Origin of the sequence: Enterobacter sp. ECC-175, from assembly GCF_043968675.1 — a bacterium.
GTDB lineage: Bacteria > Pseudomonadota > Gammaproteobacteria > Enterobacterales > Enterobacteriaceae > Enterobacter.
On the sequence record NZ_CP143776.1, the window covers coordinates 4176946 to 4199002 of the forward strand.

The window sequence follows — 22057 nt, forward strand, 5'->3', positions numbered from 1 at the left end:
CTCCTTATTGGCGTGCGGCCAGCATCGCGGTCAGTTTCTCAGCCCAGGCTTTGGTTTCAGGCAGATCCTGTACCGGCTGGCTGTAGTGGCCACGGGTATCCGGCGCGACGGGCGTGGTAGCATCAATAATCAGCTTGTCGGTGATCCCCGCCGGGCTGGATCCTGGGTCAAGCTCTAGCACCGACATGTTCGGCAGCTGCACCAGATCCCCCGCCGGATTCACCTTCGACGACAGCGCCCACATCACCTGCGGCAGGTTAAACGGATCGACGTCCTCGTCCACCATGATGACCATCTTCACGTAGCCCAGCCCGTGCGGCGTGGTCATTGCGCGCAAACCTACCGCGCGGGCGAAGCCGCCGTAGCGTTTTTTGGTCGAGATAATCGCCAGCAGGCCGTGGGTATACATCGCGTTTACCGCCTGCACTTCCGGGAACTCCGCCTTCAGCTGCTGATAGAGCGGCACGCAGGTCGCCGGGCCCATCAGGTAGTCGATTTCAGTCCACGGCATGCCGAGGTACAGCGATTCAAAAATCGGCTTAGTGCGGTACGAGACTTTATCGATGCGCACCACAGTCATATTTCGCCCGCCGGAGTAGTGCCCGGTGAACTCGCCGAACGGCCCTTCGATCTCGCGCTTGCGGCCTTCGATCACCCCTTCCAGGATCACTTCTGAACCCCACGGCACGTCAAACCCGGTGAGCGGCGCGGTGGCGATCGGGTACGGGCTTTCGCGCAGCGCGCCCGCCATTTCATACTCAGACTGATCGTATTTCAGCGGCGTGGCGCCCATCAGGGTAATAATCGGATCGTTGCCAAGCGTGATCGCAATCGGCAGATCTTCTCCGCGCTCCTCTGCCTTATGCAGATGCAGCGCGATGTCATGCATCGGTACCGGCTGCAGGCCGAGCTTGCGCTTGCCCTTCACCTCCATGCGATAGATGCCGACGTTCTGCTTGCCGAAGTTATCGGGATCGAGCGGATCGCGTGAAACGACGCAGGCTTTATCAAGATAGAAACCACCGTCTCCGTCGTTCAGGCGAAACAGCGGAAGAATGTCGAACAGGTTAATGTCTTCACCGTCGACCGTGTTCTCCGCCCATGCAGGATTGGCGCGGCGCTCTGGCGCAACGGGAAATTTATCCCAGCGGCGAATATACTCGTCGATCTGCTTTTTCACCGGCGTATTGGCCGGCAGCCCCATCGAGATGGCGTGGTTCTTCCAGGAGCCGATGGTGTTCATCACCACGCGGGCGTCGGTAAAACCGCGAATATTGTCAAACCACAGCGCGGGCGCGCCGTCCCCGATGCGGCCGGTGGCGTTCGCTGCCGCCGCTAAATCCGGCTCGGCGTTCACCTCTTCCTCGATTTTCAGCAGTTGCCCTTGCTCATCGAGCGCCTGCAGGAAGCTTCTCAAATCATCAAATGCCATTTTTATTCTCCTGTGAAAACTGTTTCGCCTGCTGCAGGCCGTTCCAGCGGCGCGCCTTTTTATGCTCAAGGCCAAACTGGTCAAGCACGCGGGTTACGATGTGCTGGGTAATGTCATCGGCGGTTTGCGGGTGGTTATAGTAGGCGGGCATCGGCGGCACCATCGCGACGCCCATGCGGGAAAGCGCCAGCATGTTCTCAAGATGAATAGTGCTCAGCGGCGTCTCTCGCGGGACCAGCACCAGCTTGCGCCCCTCTTTCAACACCACGTCCGCCGCGCGTCCGACCAGACCTTCAGCGTAGCCCGCGCGGATGCCCGACAGCGTTTTCATGCTGCACGGAATGACGATCATGCCATCGGTACGAAACGAGCCGGATGAAATGGTGGCAGCCTGATCGGCAGGGCTGTGAACAACGTCCGCCAGCGCGGCGACGTCCTGCGCGGTAAAGGGCGTTTCCAGCTCAATGGTCGTCTTGGCCCACTTGGACATCACCAGATGCGTCTCAACGTCCGGCATCTCACGCAGCGCCTGCAGAAGCGCCACTCCCAGCGGTGCGCCGGTGGCGCCCGTCATCCCAACGATCAATCTCATTCAGCACCTCATCAATTTCGTTCGCATACGAACATGCTGGGTAAACTATACTCGTATGAAGATGGTGGCAAGATCGTTCGTGCACGATCGCATTGAATGCTAAAAAATGCCGCGTTAAATTCCTGCTGATAAGCGGCTATGATAGTGGGCTATTTTTTCCGTCGGAGTGGTCATGGAGCTAAGACAAGAAGCGTTCCACCTGTTACGTCAGCTATTTCAGCAGCATACCGCGCGGTGGCAGCACGCCCTGCCGGACCTGACCAAGCCGCAGTACGCGGTGATGCGATCGATTGCCGAGAATCCGGGCATTGAGCAGGTTGCGCTAACTGAAGTGGCGGTAAGCACCAAAGCGACGCTGGCCGAGATGCTGAGCCGCATGGAGGCGCGCGGGCTGGTTAAGCGCGAGCACGATCCGGCAGATAAACGCAGGCGGTTTGTTTTTTTAACCCCCGAAGGCGAAGCGCTGCTTGAAAGCCGTAAATCTATTGGTAACAGCGTGGACGAGGCCTTTCTCGGACGGCTCAGCAAAGAGGAACAGGCGCATTTCACAGCGCTTATCAAAAAAATGATGCAGCCCTAGCTCACCCGCGCGCGCATGAAATCGATAAAAGTACGTACCTTCGCCGACACGTGCCGGGCATCCGGGTAGACGGCATAGATCCCCTGGGGCGCAAATTCATAATCCGGCAGGACGGCCACCAGCTCGCCGGAGTCCAGCGCGTCTTGTACCAGCCATTCGGGCAAAAGCGCGACGCCGCATCCGGCCAGCGCAAAGGCCATCAGCGACTGGGCGCTGTCTGCAAACAGGCGAGGGGGCTGTTTTATGTCCAGAACCGCTTTTTCCCCGTCCCTCCCCCTCACCTGCCAGCGCAGCGTCGCGGATAAGCGTTCATGAATGATCCACTCTGCCTCTGCCAGCGCTTCAAGCGAGTCAACGTGATGCATTTTCAGCCAGCCAGGGGACGCCACCGGCAGGATCGTAAATTGCGAAATCAGCGCCGCGTGGTAGCGGGAATCGGCAAGCGTGCCCAGCCGAATGGCGACGTCGAAACGCTCTGAAATCAGATCCGCATGCAGGGACGACGAGGCGTGCCGCACGCGCAGCTCGGGATGCAGAAGGCTGAACTCGGCCAGCAGAGGCACGACAACCCGGGAACCATACTCGGGCGTAGTGGTGATGCGTAATTCTCCCTTCAGCCCCGCGTGGTTTGCGCGCACCTCGTCCCGGAGGTTTTCAGCATCCTTCAGCAGCGCGGCGCTTCGCAGATGAAAAAGCGAGCCGGCCTCGGTGAGCGTCAGGCGTCGGGTGGAGCGCAGCAGCAGCGTGACGCCCAGCTCGGCTTCAAGCTGGCGAATATTGAAGCTCACCACCGCTTTCGTTAGCCCCATCGCGTCTGCCGCCGCGGTGAAACTGCCCGTATCCACGACCGCTGCAAAAATCGCCGCGCGCTGCAAATTCAGCATTGTAGCCTCACCTTCGTCAAAATTTTTTTGACAGTATATCGCTGATTGGCACGTTTATCCGCCACGCGCCGCCCGATACGATACGCCACCTTATGGGAGGATCATTTATGACGTATCGCACCAGGGTCGCGGCCGTATTCCTGCTGGGATTTTTTCTCGACCTGATCAACATGTTTATTGCCAGCGTCGCCTTCCCGGCGATGGGCCAGGCGCTTCACGCTACGCCCGCGTCGCTCGCCTGGGTGAGCAATGGCTATATTGCCGGGCTAACGCTGGTTATTCCGTTTAGCGCCCTGCTGGCGCGCCTGCTGGGACCCAAGCGCACGATCTTACTCTCGCTTTTTCTGTTTAGCGCGGCGTCCACCGCGGCGGGGCTGGCAACCTCACTCGACAGCCTGATTGCCTGGCGCGTGGTTCAGGGGCTGGGAGGCGGGCTGCTGATCCCGGTTGGGCAGGCGCTGGCGTGGCAGCAGTTCAGGCCGCACGAGCGCGCCAGGCTCTCCTCGGCGGTGATGCTGGTGGCCCTTCTGGCACCGGCATGTTCCCCCGCGCTCGGCGGGCTGCTCGTGCAGACGCTGGGCTGGCGGTGGGTCTTTTTTGTGACTCTGCCCGTCGCCGCGGTGACGTTTATGCTGGCCTGGCTGTGGCTCAGCGCTGAAAAGCCTGAGAAGGCACCTTCGCGCCTGCTGCATCTTCCGCTGCTGAAGGATCCGCTGCTGCGGTTCTCGATGCTGGTGTACCTCTGCGTGCCCGGCATGTTCATCGGCGTGAACGTGGTGGGGATGTTCTACCTGCAAAGCGTCGCCGGGCTGACGCCAGCGGAAACGGGCATGCTGATGCTGCCCTGGTCGCTGGCATCCTTTGTGGCAATTACGGCGACGGGACGCTACTTTAACCGCACGGGCCCCCGCCCGCTGATTGCCCTCGGCTGCCTGCTGCAGGCCGCGGGGATTTTACTGCTGATGAACGTGGGGCCGGAAACGGCGCGCGCGCTGGCCGTTCTGGCCTTTGCGCTGATGGGCATCGGCGGCAGCCTGTGCAGCAGCACGGCGCAAAGCAGCGCGTTTTTGACCATTCCACACGCGGAGATGCCCGACGCCAGCGCGCTGTGGAACCTTAACCGCCAGCTGAGCTTTTTTATGGGCGCCCTGCTGCTGGCAGAGCTGCTGAGCCTGACGCAGGGCTATCTGCCGCCGTCGAGCGCGTGGCGCTGGACGTTTATTTTCGCAGCCGGCGTGACGTTACTGCCCCTGCTGCGCGTTTTCCATCTTAATAACCCGACGATACTGATGCAGATTCGACAGGAGAAACCATGACAAGCTATGAAAAAGAGATTCTGGACGTCCACGTTGCGCTGGAAAACTGGCTCGGGGAGGGCGAAGGAGATATGCACGCGCTGCTTGCGCGCTTTCGGCCAGACTTTCTGATGATTCCGCCGGGGGGAGTCCATATTGACCATGCCGGGCTGGCCAGCTTTCTTGATAGCCAGCGCGGCAGCCGCCCCGGCCTGAAGATTGTGGTTGATGAATTAACGACGCTTCAGGCGTGGGACAAGGGCGCGGTGCTGCACTACAGAGAGACGCAAACGCGGCCAAACCTGCCCGTCAACGTGCGCTGGTCCACTGCCGTGCTGAATGAGGAAGGCGATAACATCGCGTGGCGACTGCTGCACGAGACGGCCCAGCCGTAGCGCAAAAGAAAAAGGCCCGTCTCACGACGGGCCTTTTTTGACGAAAGGGTGCTTATTCGCGGAACAGCGCTTCGATATTCAGACCTTGCCCCTGCAGAATTTCACGCAGGCGGCGCAGACCTTCAACCTGAATCTGACGAACGCGTTCACGGGTCAGGCCAATTTCGCGGCCGACGTCTTCCAGCGTTGCAGCTTCATACCCCAGTAAACCGAAACGACGTGCCAGCACTTCACGCTGTTTGGCGTTCAGTTCGAACAGCCATTTAACGATGCTCTGCTTCATGTCATCGTCCTGCGTGGTGTCTTCCGGGCCGTTGTCTTTTTCATCGGCCAGGATGTCCAGCAGCGCTTTTTCGGAGTCGCCACCCAACGGGGTGTCAACCGAGGTAATGCGCTCGTTGAGACGCAGCATACGGCTTACGTCATCAACCGGTTTATCGAGCTGTTCGGCAATCTCTTCCGCGCTTGGCTCGTGGTCCAGCTTATGGGACAACTCGCGTGCGGTACGCAGATAGACGTTCAACTCTTTGACGATGTGGATCGGCAGTCGAATCGTACGGGTTTGGTTCATGATTGCCCGTTCGATGGTCTGACGAATCCACCAGGTCGCGTAGGTTGAGAAGCGGAACCCGCGTTCCGGGTCAAACTTCTCAACTGCGCGGATGAGACCTAAATTACCCTCTTCAATCAGGTCCAGCAGAGCCAGACCACGATTGCCGTAACGGCGGGCAATCTTCACGACCAGACGCAAGTTACTTTCAATCATGCGACGGCGCGAGGCAACATCACCACGCAAAGCACGACGTGCGAAATAGACTTCTTCTTCGGCCGTTAACAGTGGGGAGTAACCAATCTCCCCAAGGTAAAGCTGAGTCGCGTCCAGTACACGCTGTGTGGCGCCCTGCGATAACAGCTCTTCTTCAGCCAAATCGTTATCACTGGGTTCCTCTTCTACTAAGGCTTTTTCGTCAAAAGCCTCTGCTCCGTTCTCATCAAATTCCGCATCTTCATTTAAATCATGAACTTTCAGCGTATTCTGACTCATAAGGTGGCTCCTACCCGTGATCCCTGAACGAGACACCCCGGCTGGCATGCCCCGTCAAATTATCGCTGCGGCAAATACTGCAGCGGGTTTACGGATTTCCCCTTGTAACGAATTTCAAAATGCAAGCGTGTAGAACTGGTTCCGGTGCTACCCATGGTAGCGATTTTTTGCCCCGCCTTAACTTCTTGTTGTTCCCGGACCAGCATTGTGTCGTTATGGGCGTAGGCACTCAGGTAATCATCGTTATGTTTGATGATAATAAGATTACCGTAACCGCGAAGCGCATTACCGGCATACACTACGCGACCGTCTGCAGTCGCAATAATTGCCTGTCCTTTGCTTCCTGCGATATCGATCCCTTTATTCCCTCCTTCAGAGGTAGAGAAGTTTTCGATAACTTTGCCGTCGGTTGGCCAGCGCCATGAAGATATAGACGCGCTGGACATCTGACTGCTTGCAGTCGGTTGGGAAGAGCTAACCACAGGTGCCGTAACCGGTGCTGTGACAACAGTCGCAGTACCTTTATTATTCGGCAACATTTTGTTAGCACTCTGATCACCTGAATCCTCAGAATACGTAATTACAGGTTGCGAAGCAACAGCCGTGGTGGTTTTTTGTGCAGGCTTGACGCTGTTATTTTGCGCGGTCACGTCTGCCGCCGAGACGGTGTTGCCTGGCGTGAGCGGCGTACCCGTCGCGTTGCCAACCTGAAGCGTTTGCCCCACTTCCAGGCCATACGGGGCCTGGACGTTATTGCGCTGCGCCAGGTCACGGAAATCGTTCCCGGTGATCCAGGCGATATAGAACAGCGTGTCGCCGCGCTTCACGGTATAGGTGCTGCCGCCGGTATAGCTTCCTTTCGGAATGTTCCCATACTTGCGGTTATACACTATGCGGCCATTTTCGGTCTGAACAGGCTGTTGTACTGGCTGAATCTGCGTTGGCTGCGTAACAGGCGTCTGTACAGGCTGGATCTGTGGCATTTGCTGCGCCTGGGGCGTTGAGGTGCCCATTTTCGGCGGAGGCGTAATGAGCATTCCACTGGACGTGTTACCCGAGCCGCTATTTCCGCCGACGGAGCTGACCGGCGCAGGCGTGTTATTGGAACTTGTACAGCCCGCCAGCCAGAGCGAAACCAGTGACAGTGCCGCCACGCGGCTGATGGTGAATTTTGGGCTTCCCGCGCTCATTTATCCCCCAGGAATGTGTTAACTACCAGTGACTTGAAATAACCGTGATGGCACGAACCTTTTGCGCCACACCATACGCTGAATTTGCCTGAATAACCCTGGATAAATCCGAGTCTCAGGCCAGCTCTCCCTTCACGAGAGGCACAAAGCGCACGGCTTCCACGGTATCGATAATAAACTCGCCGCCGCGTCGACGAACGCGCTTCAAAAACTGATGCTCGTCCCCGACGGGCAAAACCAGAATGCCGCCGTCGTCCAGCTGCGACAGCAGCGCAGCGGGGATCTCAGGCGGTGCCGCCGTGACGATGATGGCATCAAACGGGGCGCGAGCCTGCCAACCCTGCCATCCATCACCGTGGCGTGTCGAAACATTATGTAAATCAAGTTGTTTCAGGCGACGACGCGCCTGCCACTGCAGGCCCTTAATCCGCTCGACGGAGCATACATGATGCACCAGATGCGCCAGGATCGCGGTTTGATACCCCGAGCCAGTGCCAATCTCCAGCACGCGGGACTCTGGCGTCAGTTCCAGCAGCTCCGTCATGCGCGCCACCATGTAGGGCTGTGAAATCGTCTGGCCCTGCCCGATAGGCAGCGCCACGTTCTCCCACGCCTTGTGCTCAAACGCCTCGTCAACAAACTTTTCGCGGGGAACCTGAGCGAGTGCATCAAGCACATGCTCATCGGCAATCCCCTGCGCGCGTAATTGTTCCAGAAGAGTTTGTACACGTTTGCTTACCATTACGCGTTCACCCCGACCCGCTCCAGCCAGTCCGACACCACATCATGCGCGCTATAGGCGGTTAAATCCACGTGCAGCGGCGTAACGGATACGTAGCCTTCATCAACGGCGGCAAAGTCCGTGTCCGGCCCGGCATCGCACTTCTCGCCGGGAGGGCCGATCCAGTACAGCGTGTTCCCCCGCGGGTCCTGCTGCGGGATCACCTGATCTGCAGGATGACGGCTGCCGCAGCGCGTCACGCGGATGCCTTTGATCTCGTCAAGCGGCAAATCAGGGACGTTAATATTCAGGATGCGTCCAGTGCGCAGCGGCTCGCGGCCAAGCGCGCGAAGAAGCGTGCAGGTTATCGCCGCCGCCGTGTCGTAATGGGTGTGGCCGTTGAGGGAAACCGCCAGCGCCGGGAAGCCGAGGTGACGCCCCTCCATCGCCGCCGCAACGGTGCCGGAGTAGATCACGTCATCGCCCAGGTTTGGCCCGGCGTTAATGCCGGAGACGACGATATCGGGACGCGGGCGCATCAGCGCGTTCACGCCCAAAAAAACGCAGTCGGTTGGCGTGCCCATCTGTACGGCGATATCGCCGTTATCATAGGTAAAGGTACGAAGAGACGACTCCAGGGTTAAGGAGTTGGACGCACCGCTGCGGTTACGATCGGGAGCCACGACCTGAACGTCCGCAAACTCACGGAGGTGTTTCGCCAGCGTCTGAATGCCCGGCGCGTGTATCCCATCATCGTTACTCAGCAATATTCGCATAATCACCCGACGTGTTGATAAGTTCCCTGACTACGCTGGTGGCAAAGCTACCTGCCGGCAGCCAGAAGCGTAACTCAACGGTTACGTCATCCCACCAGTTCCAGCTAAGCTGTTGCGGATAGAGCAGCATCGCCCGGCGTGCCGCGTCGACTTTTTCCCGCACCAGCAATGCTTGTAATTCCGGCATATCCGCAACGGCGGACTGCTCCGCTGCGAGCGCGTCGCCCTGCGTGCCCCAGTCGCCCGTACCGGGCAATGCGGCGGTAATCATCAGCGCTTTTGCATCCACGCGCGCCTGTACGTCGGCCATTTCCTCCGCCGTCGCCACGAACCAGCTCCCGCGTCCCGCTAATTGTAGCGCATCGCCGACAACAACTTGATTCGCGTCCGGTTTTTTCAGCCGCTCGCTCACAATCTGATTAAACAACGCGCTGCGGGCCGCCGACAACCAAAAACTGCGCTTATTCCTGTCCCGGACCGGCGCGTCGCTTTGCGCCCAGCGCAGCGCGCCGAGCAGGTTGCTGCCGCCGATACCGAAACGCTGCGCGCCAAAGTAGTTCGGCACGCCCCGCTCGCCGATAGCGCTCAGGCGCTTTTCCACGTCGTCACGGTTGGTCACTTCGCGCAGCACGAGGGTAAACGCGTTGCCTTTCAGCGCGCCCAGACGCAGCTTGCGCTTGTGGCGGGCATATTCCAGTACCTTACAGCCTTCAAGCTCAAATTTGCTTAAATCAGGCATCGCGTTGCCCGGCACGCGGGCGCAAAGCCACTGCTCGGTGACCGCATGCTTATCCTTCTGTCCGGCAAAGCTCACTTCGCGGGCGTGAATTTTCAGGAATTTCGCCAGCGCGTCGGCCACAAAGCGCGTGTTGCAGCCGTTTTTCAGGATCCGCACCAGGATGTGCTCGCCCTCGCCGTCCGACTCAAACCCTAAATCTTCCACCACCACGAAATCTTCAGGATTGGCCTTCAGCAGGCCGTGCCCCTGAGGTTTACCGTGCAGGTATGTCAGGCTGTCGAAGTCCGTCATTTGGCCGCCTTCACCAGCAGCGCCACGGCTTCACAGGCAATGCCTTCGCCGCGGCCGGTAAAGCCAAGCTTCTCGGTGGTGGTCGCTTTGACGTTAACGTCGTCCATATGGCAGCCGAGATCTTCGGCGATGAACACGCGCATCTGGGGAATATGCGGCAGCATCTTTGGGGCCTGGGCGATGATGGTGACATCGACGTTGCCAAGGGCGTAGCCCTTCGCCTGGATGCGGCGCCAGGCTTCGCGCAGCAGCTCGCGGCTGTCCGCGCCTTTAAACGCCGGATCGGTGTCCGGAAACAGCTTGCCGATATCGCCCAGCGCGGCAGCGCCGAGCAGCGCATCGGTCAGCGCGTGAAGCGCCACGTCGCCATCAGAATGCGCCAGCAGCCCCTTTTCGTAAGGAATACGCACGCCGCCAATGATAATTGGGCCAACGCCTCCAAAGGCGTGTACATCAAAACCGTGTCCAATTCGCATTATGCTTTCTCCGGAGAGGTCGAACGGGTGAGATAAAATTCCGCGAGCTGCAGGTCTTCGGGGCGCGTCACCTTAATGTTATCAGCGCGTCCTTCAACAAGCGTTGGGTGGAAACCACAATACTCAAGCGCCGAGGCTTCGTCCGTAATGGTCGCCCCTTCGGTAAGCGCGCGCGTCAGGCAGTCGTGGAGGAGTTCGCGGGGGAAAAACTGTGGCGTCAGCGCGTGCCATAGATCGACGCGCTCAACGGTGTGGGCGATGGCCCGTCTGCCAGGCTCGGCGCGCTTCATGGTGTCGCGGACCGGAGACGCCAGAATGCCGCCAACCTTGCTGGTTTCGCTCAGCGCCAGCAGGCGCGCCAAATCGTCCTGATGCAGGCACGGGCGCGCGGCGTCATGCACCAGCACCCACTGCGCGCTTTTGGCAGCACGAAGGCCAGCCAGCACGGAATCGGCGCGCTCGGCGCCGCCGTCGACGACGGTAATCTGCGGATGGTTTGCCAGCGGCAGCTGCGCGAAGCGCGCATCGCCAGGGCTGATGGCGATCACCACGTGCGTCACCCTGGGGTGCGCCAGCAGCGCAGCCACGGCGTGCTCGAGGATCGTTTTATCGCCAATAGAAAGGTACTGCTTAGGACATTCTGTCTGCATGCGCCGGCCAAAACCTGCGGCCGGCACCACGGCACATACGTCCGAGAAAGTTGCTGCCATGTCGTAATCCTGGGCCTGATTATCGATTGTTTTGTGCTGAGCCCTGATTGCGTTTAGACGCATCCGGAACCAGACGATAAAACGTTTCGCCCGGCTTAGTCATACTAAGTTCATTGCGTGCGCGTTCCTCAATCGCCTCTTGCCCGCCATTGAGGTCATCAATTTCGGCAAAGAGCTGATCGTTTCGCGCCTTAAGTTTGGCGTTTGTCGCCTGCTGAGCCGCCACGTCATCGCTCACCCGGCTATAGTCGTGCAGCCCGTTTTTACCGAACCACAGCGAGTATTGCAGCCAGACCAGCAAAGCCAGCAACAGCAGCGTTAGTTTACCCATCCTGCCCCCTGAAAAACGGCATCATCATCCCAAAACGCCCCTGGACTCTACGCCGGGGTCACAGAGATGCCGCAACATCGCGGGCAAATGTACCACATTTTTTTCGCAGAATCGCCCTGCACAATATTGCCACACGGTTGTTTACGGTTTGAATTATGGCTGAAGTTAGCCCATGAGCCACAAAAATAACAGACCAAACATCGCCACCACCGTCACAATCGTGACCACGGCGCTGTAAAGCAGCCTGCCGTTGAGGAGCGAGTGCAGCGCAATCCCCACCACGACCGCAACGGGCATCAGCGCGAGGAAGAAAGGCCAAGTATACAGAAAGAAGAACAGCGTATTACCGCCGTAGATAAGAAAGGGGATGCCCAGCGCCAGCAGCCACGAAATGAAGCCGAGCGCGGCCCCGGGGAGGGACCAGGTCGTCTCGTCTTGCGTCGTCAACGGCTCTGATCCGGTGATAATGTAGTTTTCACTGTTGCGCATAGCTAATCCTGTGACTGTGACCTATCGTCCGGGACAACGGCTCCCGAACGATACCGTCTCAGGATCTGATAATATCGTCCCGCCTGAGCAGGTCTAATAATTGGCTTACTAAATTTGTTACCAATTGTTGACCCTCCAGGTGAATCTCAGGGGAATCAGGCGCTTCGTAAACCGAGTCGATTCCGGTGAAGTTTCGCAGTTCGCCCGCCCGCGCTTTCTTATAAAGCCCTTTCGGATCGCGCGCCTCGCAGATGTCCAGCGGGGTATCGACAAACACTTCGATAAAGCGATCGCGCCCGACGCGCTCGCGCACCATCTGCCGTTCCGCACGGTGCGGGGAGATAAACGCGGTCAGCACCACCAGACCGGCATCCGCCATGAGGCCGGCAACCTCGCCCACCCGTCGAATATTTTCTTTGCGGTCTTCGTCGCTAAACCCTAAATCGCTGCACAGGCCGTGGCGCACGTTGTCGCCGTCCAGCAGGTAGGTGCTCACGCCCTGCTGGTGGAGCGCCTCTTCCAGCGCGCCCGCGACGGTGGATTTACCGGAGCCGGAAAGCCCGGTAAACCACAGCACAACCCCACGGTGGCCGTGGAGCTGTTCCCGCTGGGCAACGGTAACCGGATGAGGATGCCAGACGACGTTCTCATCGTGAGCGGCCATTACTTGCCTCCCAGCAGATCGCGTGCGCCCCAGTGCGGGAAATGCTTACGCACCAGCGCGTTCAGCTCCAGCTCAAAGGCGCTAAATTCGCCGGTTGTGGCTGCCTGCGCGTTAGGCTCGCGCACCATCCCGGCCCCCACGGTGACGTTGCTCAGCCTGTCGATAAAGATCAGCCCGCCCGTTACCGGATTTTGCGCATACGGATCGAGCACCAGCGGTTCGTCGAAGGTCAGATCCACCAGGCCAATACCGTTCAGCGGCAGTTCGTCCACCTCGCGCTGGGTCAGGTTATTGATATCAACCTGATACTGCACGCCGTCCACGCGGGCGCGGGTTTTCTTGCCCGCGATTTTGATGTCGTAGCTCTGTCCTGCGGTCAGCGGCTGCTCGGCCATCCAGACCACGTCCACGGACGCGCCCTGCACCGCCGCCAGCGTTTCGCCCGCCTCCACCAGCAGATCGCCGCGGCTAATATCAATTTCATCCTTCAGCACCAGCGTCACCGCCTCGCCCGCGCCCGCTTCCGGCAGGTCGCCGTCGAAGGTCACGATGCGCGCAATGGAGGATTCCACGCCGGACGGCAGCACCTTAACGCGCTGTCCCACCTGCACGGTGCCGGAGGCAATCGTGCCGGAGAAGCCGCGGAAGTCGAGGTTTGGACGGTTAACGTACTGCACCGGGAAGCGCATCGGCTGGGTTTCCACCACGCGCTGAATCTCGACGGTTTCCAGCACCTCCAGCAGCGTCGGGCCGCTGTACCACGGCATGTTCGCACTCTGGGAAGCCACGTTGTCCCCTTCCAGCGCGGAGAGCGGCACGAAGCGAATGTCCAGATTGCCCGGCAGCTGCTGGGCGAAGGTCAGGTAGCTCTGGCGGATCTCGTCGAAGCGCGCTTCGCTAAACTCTACGAGATCCATTTTGTTCACCGCCACCACCAGGTGCTTGATGCCCAGCAGCGTGGAGATAAAGCTGTGGCGGCGGGTTTGATCCAGCACGCCTTTGCGCGCGTCGATCAGCAGGATCGCCAGATCGCAGGTGGACGCGCCGGTCGCCATGTTGCGGGTGTACTGCTCGTGCCCCGGGGTATCGGCGATAATAAATTTGCGCTTCTCGGTGGAGAAATAGCGGTACGCCACGTCAATGGTGATGCCCTGCTCGCGCTCGGCCTGCAGGCCGTCCACCAGCAGCGCCAGGTCGAGCTTTTCGCCCTGCGTCCCGTGACGCTTGCTGTCGTTGTGCAGGGAAGAGAGCTGATCTTCATAAATCTGGCGCGTATCGTGCAGCAGGCGGCCAATCAGGGTGCTTTTCCCGTCGTCGACGCTGCCGCAGGTCAGGAAGCGCAGCAGGCTTTTGTGCTGCTGTGCGTGCAGGTACGCTTCAACGCCGCCTTCATCGGCAATTTGTTGTGCAATCGTGGTGTTCATGGCGGCTCCTTAGAAATAACCCTGGCGTTTCTTCAGCTCCATGGAGCCTGCCTGGTCGCGGTCAATCACGCGGCCCTGTCGTTCACTGGTGGTCGAGACCAGCATCTCTTCGATGATTTCCGGCAGCGTCTGCGCGCTGGATTCCACCGCGCCGGTCAGCGGCCAGCAGCCGAGGGTGCGGAAGCGCACCATGCGTTTTTTGATCACTTCGCCCGGCTGCAGGTCAATGCGATCGTCATCGATCATCATCAGCATGCCGTCGCGCTCCAGCACCGGACGCTCCGCCGCAAGGTACAGCGGCACGATCTCGATATTTTCCAGGAAGATGTACTGCCAGATATCCAGCTCGGTCCAGTTGGAGAGCGGGAAAACGCGAATGCTTTCGCCTTTGTTGATCTGGCCGTTGTAGTTGTGCCACAGCTCCGGGCGCTGGTTTTTCGGGTCCCAGCGGTGGAAGCGGTCGCGGAAGGAGTAGATACGCTCTTTCGCGCGGGATTTTTCTTCGTCACGGCGCGCGCCGCCGAAGGCCGCGTCAAAGCCGTATTTGTTCAGCGCCTGCTTCAGCCCTTCGGTCTTCATGATGTCGGTGTGCTTTGCGCTGCCGTGCACGAACGGGTTGATGCCCATCGCCACCCCTTCCGGGTTTTTATGCACCAGCAGCTCGCAGCCGTAGGCTTTGGCGGTGCGGTCGCGGAACTCGTACATCTCGCGGAATTTCCAGCCGGTATCTACGTGCAGCAGCGGGAACGGCAGCGTGCCCGGATAAAACGCTTTACGCGCCAGGTGCAGCATTACGCTGGAGTCTTTGCCGATGGAGTACATCATCACCGGGTTAGAGAACTCGGCCGCCACTTCGCGGATAATATGGATACTTTCCGCTTCGAGCTGCCGCAGGTGAGTAAGTCGTTTTTGGTCCATAACCGTTCCTTAAGCCAGAGTCACCACAGATGAACGAAGGTTCTCTGCGTCTGTTGTATGTTGAAACCAGGCGAGCGTGTCGTGCAGCTGCACCACTTCCCCGACCACGATCAGCGCGGGCATCGGGGCGTCTTTCGCCAGGGCTGCAAGATCCTGTAATGTGCCGATCGCTACGTGCTGATCGGCGCGCGTGCCGCGGGAGATCACCGCGACCGGCGTGGCCGCATCGCGACCGTGTTGAATAAGCTGTGCGCTGATGTCCGCCGCCTTCATCGTGCCCATGTAGATCGCCAGCGTCTGGCGGCTTTGCGCCAGGTGCGACCAGTCAAACGGCGCGCTGTCGGGCTTGTAATGGCCCGTCACAAAGGTGACGCTCTGGGCAAAATCGCGATGGGTGAGCGGAATACCGGCATACGCCGTGACCGCAGAGGCCGCCGTGATGCCGGGCACCACCTGGAACGGTACGCCTGCCTCGGCGGCCGCCTGCAGCTCTTCGCCGCCGCGCCCGAAGATAAACGGATCGCCGCCCTTCAGGCGCACCACGGTTTTGCCGGTTTTCGCGGCGTCTATCAGCATCTGGTTGGTAGCGTGCTGCGGCACGGCGTGCTCGCCCGCGCGTTTGCCCACGCAGATTTGCTCCGCGTCGCGGCGAATAAGCTCGCGCACCCCGTCGCTGACAAGGTGATCGTAGAAAACGATATCCGCCTGCTGGATAACCTGCAGGCCGCGCAGGGTTAACAGCCCCGCGTCACCCGGCCCCGCGCCGACGAGAATAATCTCGCCCTGCGCCCGTTCCGGCTGCGCCAGAGAGGCTTCCAGCACCCGTTCAGCTTCCTGCTCGTTGCCCGCCGCCATCAGGCTGGCAAAGCGCCCGCGAAAGGCGCGGTCCCAGAAGCGGCGGCGGCCATCGGTAGTTTTGACCTGAGTCTTGAGACGATCGCGAAAGCGTCCTGCCACGTCCGCCATGCGCCCAAGGCTTGCGGGCAGCAGCGCTTCAAGCTTTTCGCGCAGCAGCCGGGACAGCACCGGCGCGTTGCCGCCGGAAGAGATAGCCACCAGCAGCGGAGCGCGATCGACAATCGACGGAAAGATAAACGAGCATAGAGGCTGGTCGTCCACCACGTTTACCAGGCGGTGGCGCGCGTTTGCCGCATCGAACACGCGGCGGTTTAGCGCGCGATCCTCGGTGGCGGCAATCGCCAGCACCACGTTGTCCAGCAGCGCGTCATGGAAGTCTTTGCCCTCAATAACCAGCACGCGTGCGCCCGCGCGTCGCAAAAAGGCAATTTTGCGATCGGCGATCTCGCCCGTCCCCACAACCAGTACGGGGCGATCTTTAATAGCAGCAAAGAGAGGCAGGTAATCCACGGCGCAATAGCTCAACTAAAAATGAGGAATAGAGGGACTATAGGGGGCGGCTTAGAGCGAATGAAATTACGAATTGGAATGAGTAGTTACTCAATGGAATAACGCGATGGAAAAGCTAATGTCAAAAAGTGCTTAACGCGCGAAATTTCGGGTATTTAAGCGCAATTCAAATTGTGTATGCGGGATCACAGTTTCATACTAAGCGAGTTAAAATTTTGCTCTGTTTTTAAGGACTCACTATGTTTTCCGCAACGCGCCACCGTATTGCTGCCCTGGCGCTCGGCGTTTGCTTTATTTTTTCCGCCCAGGCAAAAAATCAACCGTATGGTGAAATCGCCAGCCAGCAGGCGCGGCATATTGTTACCGTGTTTCCTGGCCGCATGACCGGCACGCCGGCCGAGATGCTCTCCGCCGATTATATTCGCCAGCAGTTTGCCGACATGGGCTACCAGAGCGACATTCGGGCATTCCACAGCCGCTACATTTATACCTCGCGCAATAAAACGCAAAACTGGCGCAACGTGACGGGCAGTACGGTGATTGCCGCCCATGAGGGAAAAGCGCCTCAGCAAATTATCATCACGGCGCACCTGGACACCTTTGCTCCGCTAAGCGATGCCGACACCGATAATAATCTCGGCGGGCTGACGCTGCAGGGTATAGACGATAACGCCGCGGGCCTGGGCGTGATGCTTGAACTGGCCGAGCGCATGAAAAATATCCCAACGCAGTACGGCATTCGCTTTGTTGCCACCAGCGGCGAGGAGGAGGGTTCGCTCGGCGCTGAGAATCTTCTTAAGCGCATGAGCGCAGAAGAGAAGAAAAATACCCTGCTGGTGATTAATCTCGATAATTTGATCGTCGGCGATAAGCTTTATTTCAACAGCGGAAAAAGCACGCCGAACAGCGTGCGGAAATTAACCCGCGACCGGGCGCTGGCGATTGCCCGCAGCCACGGCGTTTATGCCACCACCAACCCCGGCGGTAATCCGCATTATCCAAAAGGCACGGGCTGCTGTAACGACGGGGAAGTGTTTGATAAAGCCGGCATTCCGGTGCTGTACGTGGAGGCCACCAACTGGGGGCTGGGGAAAAAAGATGGCTACCAGCAGCGCGCAAAAACCAAAGCCTTCCCGGACGGGACGAGCTGGCACGACGTCAGGCTCGATAACCAGCAGCACATTGATAGCGCGCTGCCGCAGCGCATTGAGCACCGCAGCCGCGACGTGGTGAAGGTGATGCTGCCGCTGGTGAAGGAGCTGGCGAAGGCAAATAAAGCTTAGTGCTGCCTGATGCCCTAACCCTGACCCTCTCTCACAGGGAGAGAGGGACATGGGATCACCCTTCGTGCAGCCCGCACTCGCGCTTCAGCCCAAAGAAGCGCGTCTCTTCTTCCGCCATGCCCGGCTCCCATTTGCGCGTGGTGTGGGTGTCGCCGACCGAAAGGTAGCCCTGGTCCCACAGCGGATGGTATTTGAGCCCGTGCTTTTGCAGGTACTGGTAAATCGTGCGGTTATCCCAGTCGATGATTGGCAGCACTTTGAATACGCCACGCTGTATCGCCAGCACCGGGAGCGTCGCCCGGCTGCCGGACTGCTCGCGGCGCAGGCCGGCAAACCACGTCTGCGCGTTCAGCTCTTTCAGCGCGCGGTTCATCGGTTCGACCTTGTTGATCTCATTGTATTTCTCAATGCCCTCAACGCCCTGCTCCCAAAGCTTGCCGTAGCGCGCCTCCTGCCAGGCCGCACTGTGTTCCGCGCGGTAAATTTTCAGGTTCAGCTTGAGCTTGTCCGTCAGCTCGTCAATAAACTGATAGGTTTCCGGGAACAGGTAGCCGGTATCAGTAAGGATCACCGGAATGTCCGGTCGAATTTGATTCACCAGATGCAGGCTCACCGCCGCCTGTATACCAAAACTTGAAGAGAGTACGTACTCTCCCGGCAGGTTTTCCAGCGCCCACGCCACGCGCCCTTCGGCGTCCAGCTTTTCCAGCTGACCGTTGGTTTCCGCCAGCGCCAGAATGCGTTCGACTTTTGGCAGTTCATTAAGGTCATTTAGATCGAGTATGGACATAGAGACCTCGTTTTTGTGTTTCCCCTCCCCCCGGCCCTCTCCCCTGAGGGGCGAGGGTGAAAAACCAGGTTAGGGTGAGGGGATTTGGGTTACTCCCAGAAATCCCTCGCGGGATCGAGCACCGGGCGAATAATGCCCGCACGCACCGTAAAGTCGCCGAAGCCTTCACCCGCTTCGCGCTCTTTCGCCCAGCGCCCGACAAGCTCGTCGATGGAGTCGAGAATTTCCGGCTCCGTGATATTTTCGCGGTACATGCGCGGGATGCGCGTGCCCATGCGGTTCCCGCCAAGGTGCACGTTATAGCGCCCCGGCGCTTTCCCAACCAGGCCCAGCTCGGCCAGCATCGCGCGGCCGCAGCCGTTCGGGCAGCCGGTCACGCGCATGACGATATGCTCTTCAGGCAGACCGTGTTTTTCCAGAATCGCTTCCACTTTATCGGTGAACGACGGCAGGAAGCGCTCGGCTTCGGCCATCGCCAGCGGGCAGGTCGGAAACGACACGCAGGCCATGGAGTTTTCACGCTGCGGCTTGACCGCGTTCATCAGCCCGTGGTCGCGCGCCAGCTTCTCGATCTGCGCCTTATCGCTTTCCGGCACGCCCGCGATAATCAGGTTCTGGTTAGCGGTAATGCGGAACTCGCCTTTATGGATCTTAGCAATTTCCAGCAGGCCTGTTTTCAGCGGACGGCCCGGATAATCCAGAATACGGCCGTTTTCAATAAACAGCGTCAGGTGCCAGTTATTGTCGATGCCCTTCACCCAGCCGATGCGATCGCCGCGGCCGGTAAATTCGTAAGGACGGATTGGCTCAAACTTGATGCCCGCGCGACGCTCCACTTCCTCTTTGAACGTCTCGACGCCGACGCGCTCAAGGGTGTATTTGGTCTTGGCGTTCTTGCGATCGGTGCGGTTGCCCCAGTCGCGCTGGGTCGTCACCACCGCTTCCGCCACGGCCAGCGTGTGCTCAAGCGGGAGGAAGCCAAACTCGCTCGCGGTGCGGGCGTAGGTTTTCTTGTTTCCGTGCTCGATGGACAGACCGCCGCCCACCAGCAGGTTAAAGCCAACCAGCCTGCCGTTTTCGGCAATCGCCACGAAGTTCATGTCGTTAGCGTGCAGATCGATGTCGTTCTGCGGCGGGATCACCACCGTGGTTTTGAACTTGCGCGGCAGGTAGGTCTGACCGAGGATCGGCTCTTCGTCCGTGGTCGCGACTTTTTCCTGATCGAGCCAGATCTCCGCGTAGGCGCGGGTGCGCGGCAGCAGGTGCTCGGAGATCTTCTTCGCCCATTCGTACGCCTCGGCGTGCAGCTCGGACTCGTACGGGTTCGAGGTGCAGAGCACGTTGCGGTTCATGTCGTTGGCGGTCGCCAGCGCGTCCAGGCCAACGGAGTGCAGCATCTGGTGCACCGGCTTCACGTTCTTCTTCAGAATGCCGTGGAACTGGAAGGTCTGACGGTTGGTCAGGCGGATGCTGCCGTAAATCGTATTTTCACCCGCAAATTTATCAATCGCCTGCCACTGTGTGGTGGTAATCACCCCGCCCGGCAGGCGGCAGCGCAGCAGCATCGCGTGGCGCGGCTCCAGCTTTTGCTCCGCGCGCTCGGCGCGGATATCGCGGTCGTCCTGCTGATACATGCCGTGGAAGCGGATCAGCAGGAAGTTGTCGCCTTTGAAACCGCCGGTCAGGCCGTCATTTAAATCTTCGGCAATGGTGCCGCGCAGGTAGTTGCTCTCTACCTTCATGCGCTCGGCATCCGTCAGTTTGCCTTCGACCACCAGTGGGCCAGGATGTTTTTCGCTCATTAGTAGACATCTCGCTGATAACGGCGCTCAACGCGCAGCTCACTTAAAAATTCATCCGCCGTTTCGGCATCCATACCGCCGAATTGGGCAATCACGTCCAGCAGCGCCTGCTCAACGTCTTTCGCCATGCGATTGGCGTCGCCGCAGACGTAAATGTGGGCACCGTCATTGATCCAGCGCCACAGCTCTGCGCCCTGTTCGCGCAGTTTGTCTTGTACGTATATTTTTTGTGCCTGGTCGCGAGACCAGGCCAGATCGATGCGGGTCAGCACGCCCTCTTTGACGTAACGCTGCCACTCAACCTGGTAGAGGAAATCTTCGGTGAAGTGCGGGTTGCCGAAGAACAGCCAGTTTTTACCGGGCGCTTCATCCGCCGCACGCTGCTGCATAAAGGCGCGGAACGGCGCGATGCCGGTCCCCGGGCCAATCATAATGACCGGCGTTTCCGGGTTCTCGGGCAGGCGGAAGTTGTCGTTGTGCTCGATAAAGACGCGCACTTCGCTCTCTTCCTCCACGCGGTCGGCCAGGAAGCTGGACGCTCCACCGGCGCGCGCGCGGCCTTCGATATCAAAACGCACTACGCCGACGGTCACGTGCACTTCGCTCTCCACTTCCGCCTGCGAAGAGGCGATGGAGTACAGGCGCGGCGTCAGCGGACGCAGCAGGCTTACCAGCGCCTCGGCATCCAGCTGCGCCGGAGAGAAACGCACCATATCAACGATCGGGGTGGTCGCCGCATAATGCTGCAGCTTCGCCTTATCGCCCACCAGCGGCAGCAGGGACTCGCTCCGCGTTAGGGTGGCATAATTTTCGACAATGTTCGTGGTGTTGACCGTCAGCTCGAAATGCCACTGCAATGCTTCGGAAAGCGCCAGCGTTTTGCCGTCGACGGTGACCGGCTCGTCGCCCTTCAGCCACAGCAGCTCGACCAGCTCTTTCACCAGCGCCGGATCGTTCTGATACCAAACGCCCAGCGCGTCGCCCGGTCGATAGCGCAGGCCGGAGTCACCCAGGTCGATTTCGATATGGCGCACGTCTTTTTCCGAATCACGGCCGGTAATTTTTTGATTAACGGAGAGCGTCGCGGTCAGCGGCTCTTCTTTCGTATACGGGCTGGTGTGAATATCGTTCACCGCGCCGGCGGCGGTGACCGCCGCCTGGGCCGGCGTTTCCTGCGGCACCCGGGCTTTTAGCACGTCAACGATGCGCGCGCGCCACTCGGCGGCGGCAGGCTGATATTCGACGTCGGCGTCTACGCGGTCCAGCAGGCGTTCGGCGCCCAGCTCGGCCAGCCTGCTGTCGAAGTCTTTGCCGGACTGGCAGAAGAATTCATACGAGGTATCCCCCAGGCCAAACACGGCAAAGGCCGTGCCGTCCAGCTTTGGCGCTTTCTTCGAGAACAGGAACTTGTGCAGCGCGACGGCTTCTTCTGCGGGCTCACCTTCCCCCTGCGTTGAAGCGACCACCACCAGCAGTTTTTCTGACGCGATTTGCTTAAATTTATAATCCCCGGCGTTGACCAGGTTCACGTTCAGCTTAGCGGCCAGCAGGTCATCACGCAGCGCTTCGGCCACGCGGCGGGCGTTACCCGTCTGCGAGGCAGAGATAAGCGTAATCGCCGGGATCTCAACGGCCGCAGGAGGAGCCGACGCCACGGCGCCAGGCTGCTGGTTAAGCATTCCCCAAAAATAGCCGGACACCCAGGCAAGCTGGGTCGGTGAAAAATCAGTGGTTGCGGCCTGAAGGCGCGCCAGCTGCTCCGGATTAAGGGGAAGCAGGTTCGAAGGTGGGGCCTGTGTCGTCATGCGTCGTTTTGTTCCAGTAGCAAAGCGGAATTTATGCAAAAAAACCAAACTAGCGAT

24 protein-coding genes are annotated in these 22057 nt (G+C 59.4%); 5 read left to right on the top strand and 19 right to left on the bottom strand.

All coding sequences use genetic code 11. From position 1 onward, the window contains the following. Positions 1 to 4: 4 nt before the first annotated feature. The gene (locus tag V1599_RS19785) at positions 5 to 1432 is read right to left on the bottom strand and encodes a non-oxidative hydroxyarylic acid decarboxylases subunit C (protein WP_395300710.1); all 1428 of its coding nucleotides are present in this window, start codon (positions 1430 to 1432) and stop codon (positions 5 to 7) included. Continuing rightward, positions 1422 to 2024, bottom strand: coding sequence for a non-oxidative hydroxyarylic acid decarboxylases subunit B (locus V1599_RS19790; protein WP_112009694.1), 603 nt, complete (start codon positions 2022 to 2024; stop codon positions 1422 to 1424). The genes V1599_RS19785 and V1599_RS19790 overlap by 11 nt, the downstream gene beginning before the upstream one ends. A gap of 172 nt (positions 2025 to 2196) precedes the next feature. On the opposite strand from V1599_RS19790, the gene V1599_RS19795 reads away from it, so the two are divergent. Beyond that, positions 2197 to 2604: a MarR family winged helix-turn-helix transcriptional regulator gene (locus V1599_RS19795; RefSeq protein ID WP_112009695.1), complete on the top strand. Its 408-nt coding sequence runs from the start codon at positions 2197 to 2199 to the stop codon at positions 2602 to 2604. Here V1599_RS19795 and V1599_RS19800 read toward each other — a convergent pair. Continuing rightward, positions 2601 to 3488: a LysR family transcriptional regulator gene (locus V1599_RS19800; RefSeq protein ID WP_395300711.1), complete on the bottom strand. Its 888-nt coding sequence runs from the start codon at positions 3486 to 3488 to the stop codon at positions 2601 to 2603. The two genes, V1599_RS19795 and V1599_RS19800, sit on opposite strands and share 4 nt — an antisense overlap. 107 nt (positions 3489 to 3595) lie before the next feature. Here V1599_RS19800 and V1599_RS19805 point away from each other — a divergent pair, with 107 nt between their 5' ends. Together V1599_RS19805 and V1599_RS19810 are read left to right on the top strand one after the other, a co-directional pair. Further along, positions 3596 to 4804, top strand: coding sequence for an MFS transporter (locus V1599_RS19805; protein WP_297115583.1), 1209 nt, complete (start codon positions 3596 to 3598; stop codon positions 4802 to 4804). Continuing rightward, the gene (locus V1599_RS19810) at positions 4801 to 5178 is read left to right on the top strand and encodes a DUF4440 domain-containing protein (protein ID WP_112009698.1); all 378 of its coding nucleotides are present in this window, start codon (positions 4801 to 4803) and stop codon (positions 5176 to 5178) included. The genes V1599_RS19805 and V1599_RS19810 overlap by 4 nt, the downstream gene beginning before the upstream one ends. Positions 5179 to 5230: 52 nt before the next feature. Here the strand turns inward: V1599_RS19810 and rpoS are convergent, their stop codons facing one another. Together rpoS and nlpD are read right to left on the bottom strand one after the other, a co-directional pair. Next, positions 5231 to 6223, bottom strand: a complete 993-nt coding sequence (rpoS, locus tag V1599_RS19815) for an RNA polymerase sigma factor RpoS (RefSeq protein WP_013098493.1) — start codon at positions 6221 to 6223, stop codon at positions 5231 to 5233. A 59-nt stretch (positions 6224 to 6282) separates the two neighbouring features. After that, positions 6283 to 7362, bottom strand: coding sequence for a murein hydrolase activator NlpD (gene nlpD, locus V1599_RS19820; protein WP_258458359.1), 1080 nt, complete (start codon positions 7360 to 7362; stop codon positions 6283 to 6285). On the opposite strand from nlpD, the gene V1599_RS19825 reads away from it, so the two are divergent. Next, positions 7304 to 7435 carry a peptidase gene (locus V1599_RS19825; protein WP_258458360.1) on the top strand — a complete coding sequence of 44 codons (132 nt, stop codon included), beginning with the start codon at positions 7304 to 7306 and terminating at the stop codon, positions 7433 to 7435. The two genes, nlpD and V1599_RS19825, sit on opposite strands and share 59 nt — an antisense overlap. A 93-nt stretch (positions 7436 to 7528) precedes the next feature. Here V1599_RS19825 and V1599_RS19830 read toward each other — a convergent pair whose 3' ends face one another. From V1599_RS19830 to cysG, 11 genes are all read right to left on the bottom strand, one after another. Next, positions 7529 to 8155: a protein-L-isoaspartate(D-aspartate) O-methyltransferase gene (locus V1599_RS19830; RefSeq protein ID WP_297115590.1), complete on the bottom strand. Its 627-nt coding sequence runs from the start codon at positions 8153 to 8155 to the stop codon at positions 7529 to 7531. Next, on the bottom strand, positions 8155 to 8910 hold the full coding sequence (gene surE / locus V1599_RS19835; RefSeq protein WP_112009701.1) for a 5'/3'-nucleotidase SurE: 756 nt from the start codon (positions 8908 to 8910) through the stop codon (positions 8155 to 8157). The genes V1599_RS19830 and surE overlap by 1 nt, the downstream gene beginning before the upstream one ends. Continuing rightward, entirely contained in the window at positions 8891 to 9940 is a 1050-nt protein-coding gene (gene truD / locus V1599_RS19840; RefSeq protein WP_395300712.1) for a tRNA pseudouridine(13) synthase TruD, read from the bottom strand. Before truD ends, surE begins: the two co-directional genes overlap by 20 nt. After that, positions 9937 to 10416: a 2-C-methyl-D-erythritol 2,4-cyclodiphosphate synthase gene (gene ispF / locus V1599_RS19845; RefSeq protein WP_112009703.1), complete on the bottom strand. Its 480-nt coding sequence runs from the start codon at positions 10414 to 10416 to the stop codon at positions 9937 to 9939. The genes truD and ispF overlap by 4 nt, the downstream gene beginning before the upstream one ends. After that, positions 10416 to 11126: a 2-C-methyl-D-erythritol 4-phosphate cytidylyltransferase gene (ispD, locus tag V1599_RS19850; RefSeq protein WP_395300713.1), complete on the bottom strand. Its 711-nt coding sequence runs from the start codon at positions 11124 to 11126 to the stop codon at positions 10416 to 10418. The genes ispF and ispD overlap by 1 nt, the downstream gene beginning before the upstream one ends. Before the next feature lie 19 nt (positions 11127 to 11145). Further along, complete coding sequence (gene ftsB / locus V1599_RS19855; RefSeq protein ID WP_003862095.1) at positions 11146 to 11457, bottom strand: cell division protein FtsB; 312 nt, start codon at positions 11455 to 11457, stop codon at positions 11146 to 11148. A gap of 165 nt (positions 11458 to 11622) precedes the next feature. Next, on the bottom strand, positions 11623 to 11946 hold the full coding sequence (locus tag V1599_RS19860; protein ID WP_112009705.1) for a DUF3561 family protein: 324 nt from the start codon (positions 11944 to 11946) through the stop codon (positions 11623 to 11625). A gap of 58 nt (positions 11947 to 12004) precedes the next feature. Continuing rightward, positions 12005 to 12610 (bottom strand): adenylyl-sulfate kinase, encoded by a 606-nt coding sequence (gene cysC, locus V1599_RS19865; RefSeq protein ID WP_112009706.1) that lies wholly within the window; start codon positions 12608 to 12610, stop codon positions 12005 to 12007. Then, positions 12610 to 14034, bottom strand: coding sequence for a sulfate adenylyltransferase subunit CysN (gene cysN, locus V1599_RS19870; protein WP_395300714.1), 1425 nt, complete (start codon positions 14032 to 14034; stop codon positions 12610 to 12612). Before cysN ends, cysC begins: the two co-directional genes overlap by 1 nt. Positions 14035 to 14043: 9 nt before the next feature. Further along, positions 14044 to 14952: a sulfate adenylyltransferase subunit CysD gene (gene cysD / locus V1599_RS19875; protein ID WP_112009708.1), complete on the bottom strand. Its 909-nt coding sequence runs from the start codon at positions 14950 to 14952 to the stop codon at positions 14044 to 14046. A gap of 9 nt (positions 14953 to 14961) precedes the next feature. Next, entirely contained in the window at positions 14962 to 16320 is a 1359-nt protein-coding gene (cysG, locus tag V1599_RS19880; RefSeq protein ID WP_395300715.1) for a siroheme synthase CysG, read from the bottom strand. Positions 16321 to 16559: 239 nt separating this feature from the next. Here cysG and V1599_RS19885 point away from each other — a divergent pair, with 239 nt between their 5' ends. Further along, complete coding sequence (locus V1599_RS19885) at positions 16560 to 17603, top strand: aminopeptidase (protein WP_395300716.1); 1044 nt, start codon at positions 16560 to 16562, stop codon at positions 17601 to 17603. 55 nt (positions 17604 to 17658) lie between these two features. Here V1599_RS19885 and cysH read toward each other — a convergent pair whose 3' ends face one another. The 3 genes from cysH to cysJ form a co-directional block, all read right to left on the bottom strand. Further along, entirely contained in the window at positions 17659 to 18393 is a 735-nt protein-coding gene (gene cysH, locus V1599_RS19890; RefSeq protein ID WP_297115649.1) for a phosphoadenosine phosphosulfate reductase, read from the bottom strand. 89 nt (positions 18394 to 18482) lie between these two features. Continuing rightward, a complete protein-coding gene (gene cysI, locus V1599_RS19895) occupies positions 18483 to 20195 on the bottom strand; it encodes an assimilatory sulfite reductase (NADPH) hemoprotein subunit (RefSeq protein WP_112009712.1) in 1713 nt (570 codons plus the stop codon). After that, the gene (cysJ, locus tag V1599_RS19900; RefSeq protein ID WP_395300717.1) at positions 20195 to 22000 is read right to left on the bottom strand and encodes an NADPH-dependent assimilatory sulfite reductase flavoprotein subunit; all 1806 of its coding nucleotides are present in this window, start codon (positions 21998 to 22000) and stop codon (positions 20195 to 20197) included. Before cysJ ends, cysI begins: the two co-directional genes overlap by 1 nt. Positions 22001 to 22057 lie beyond the last annotated feature (57 nt).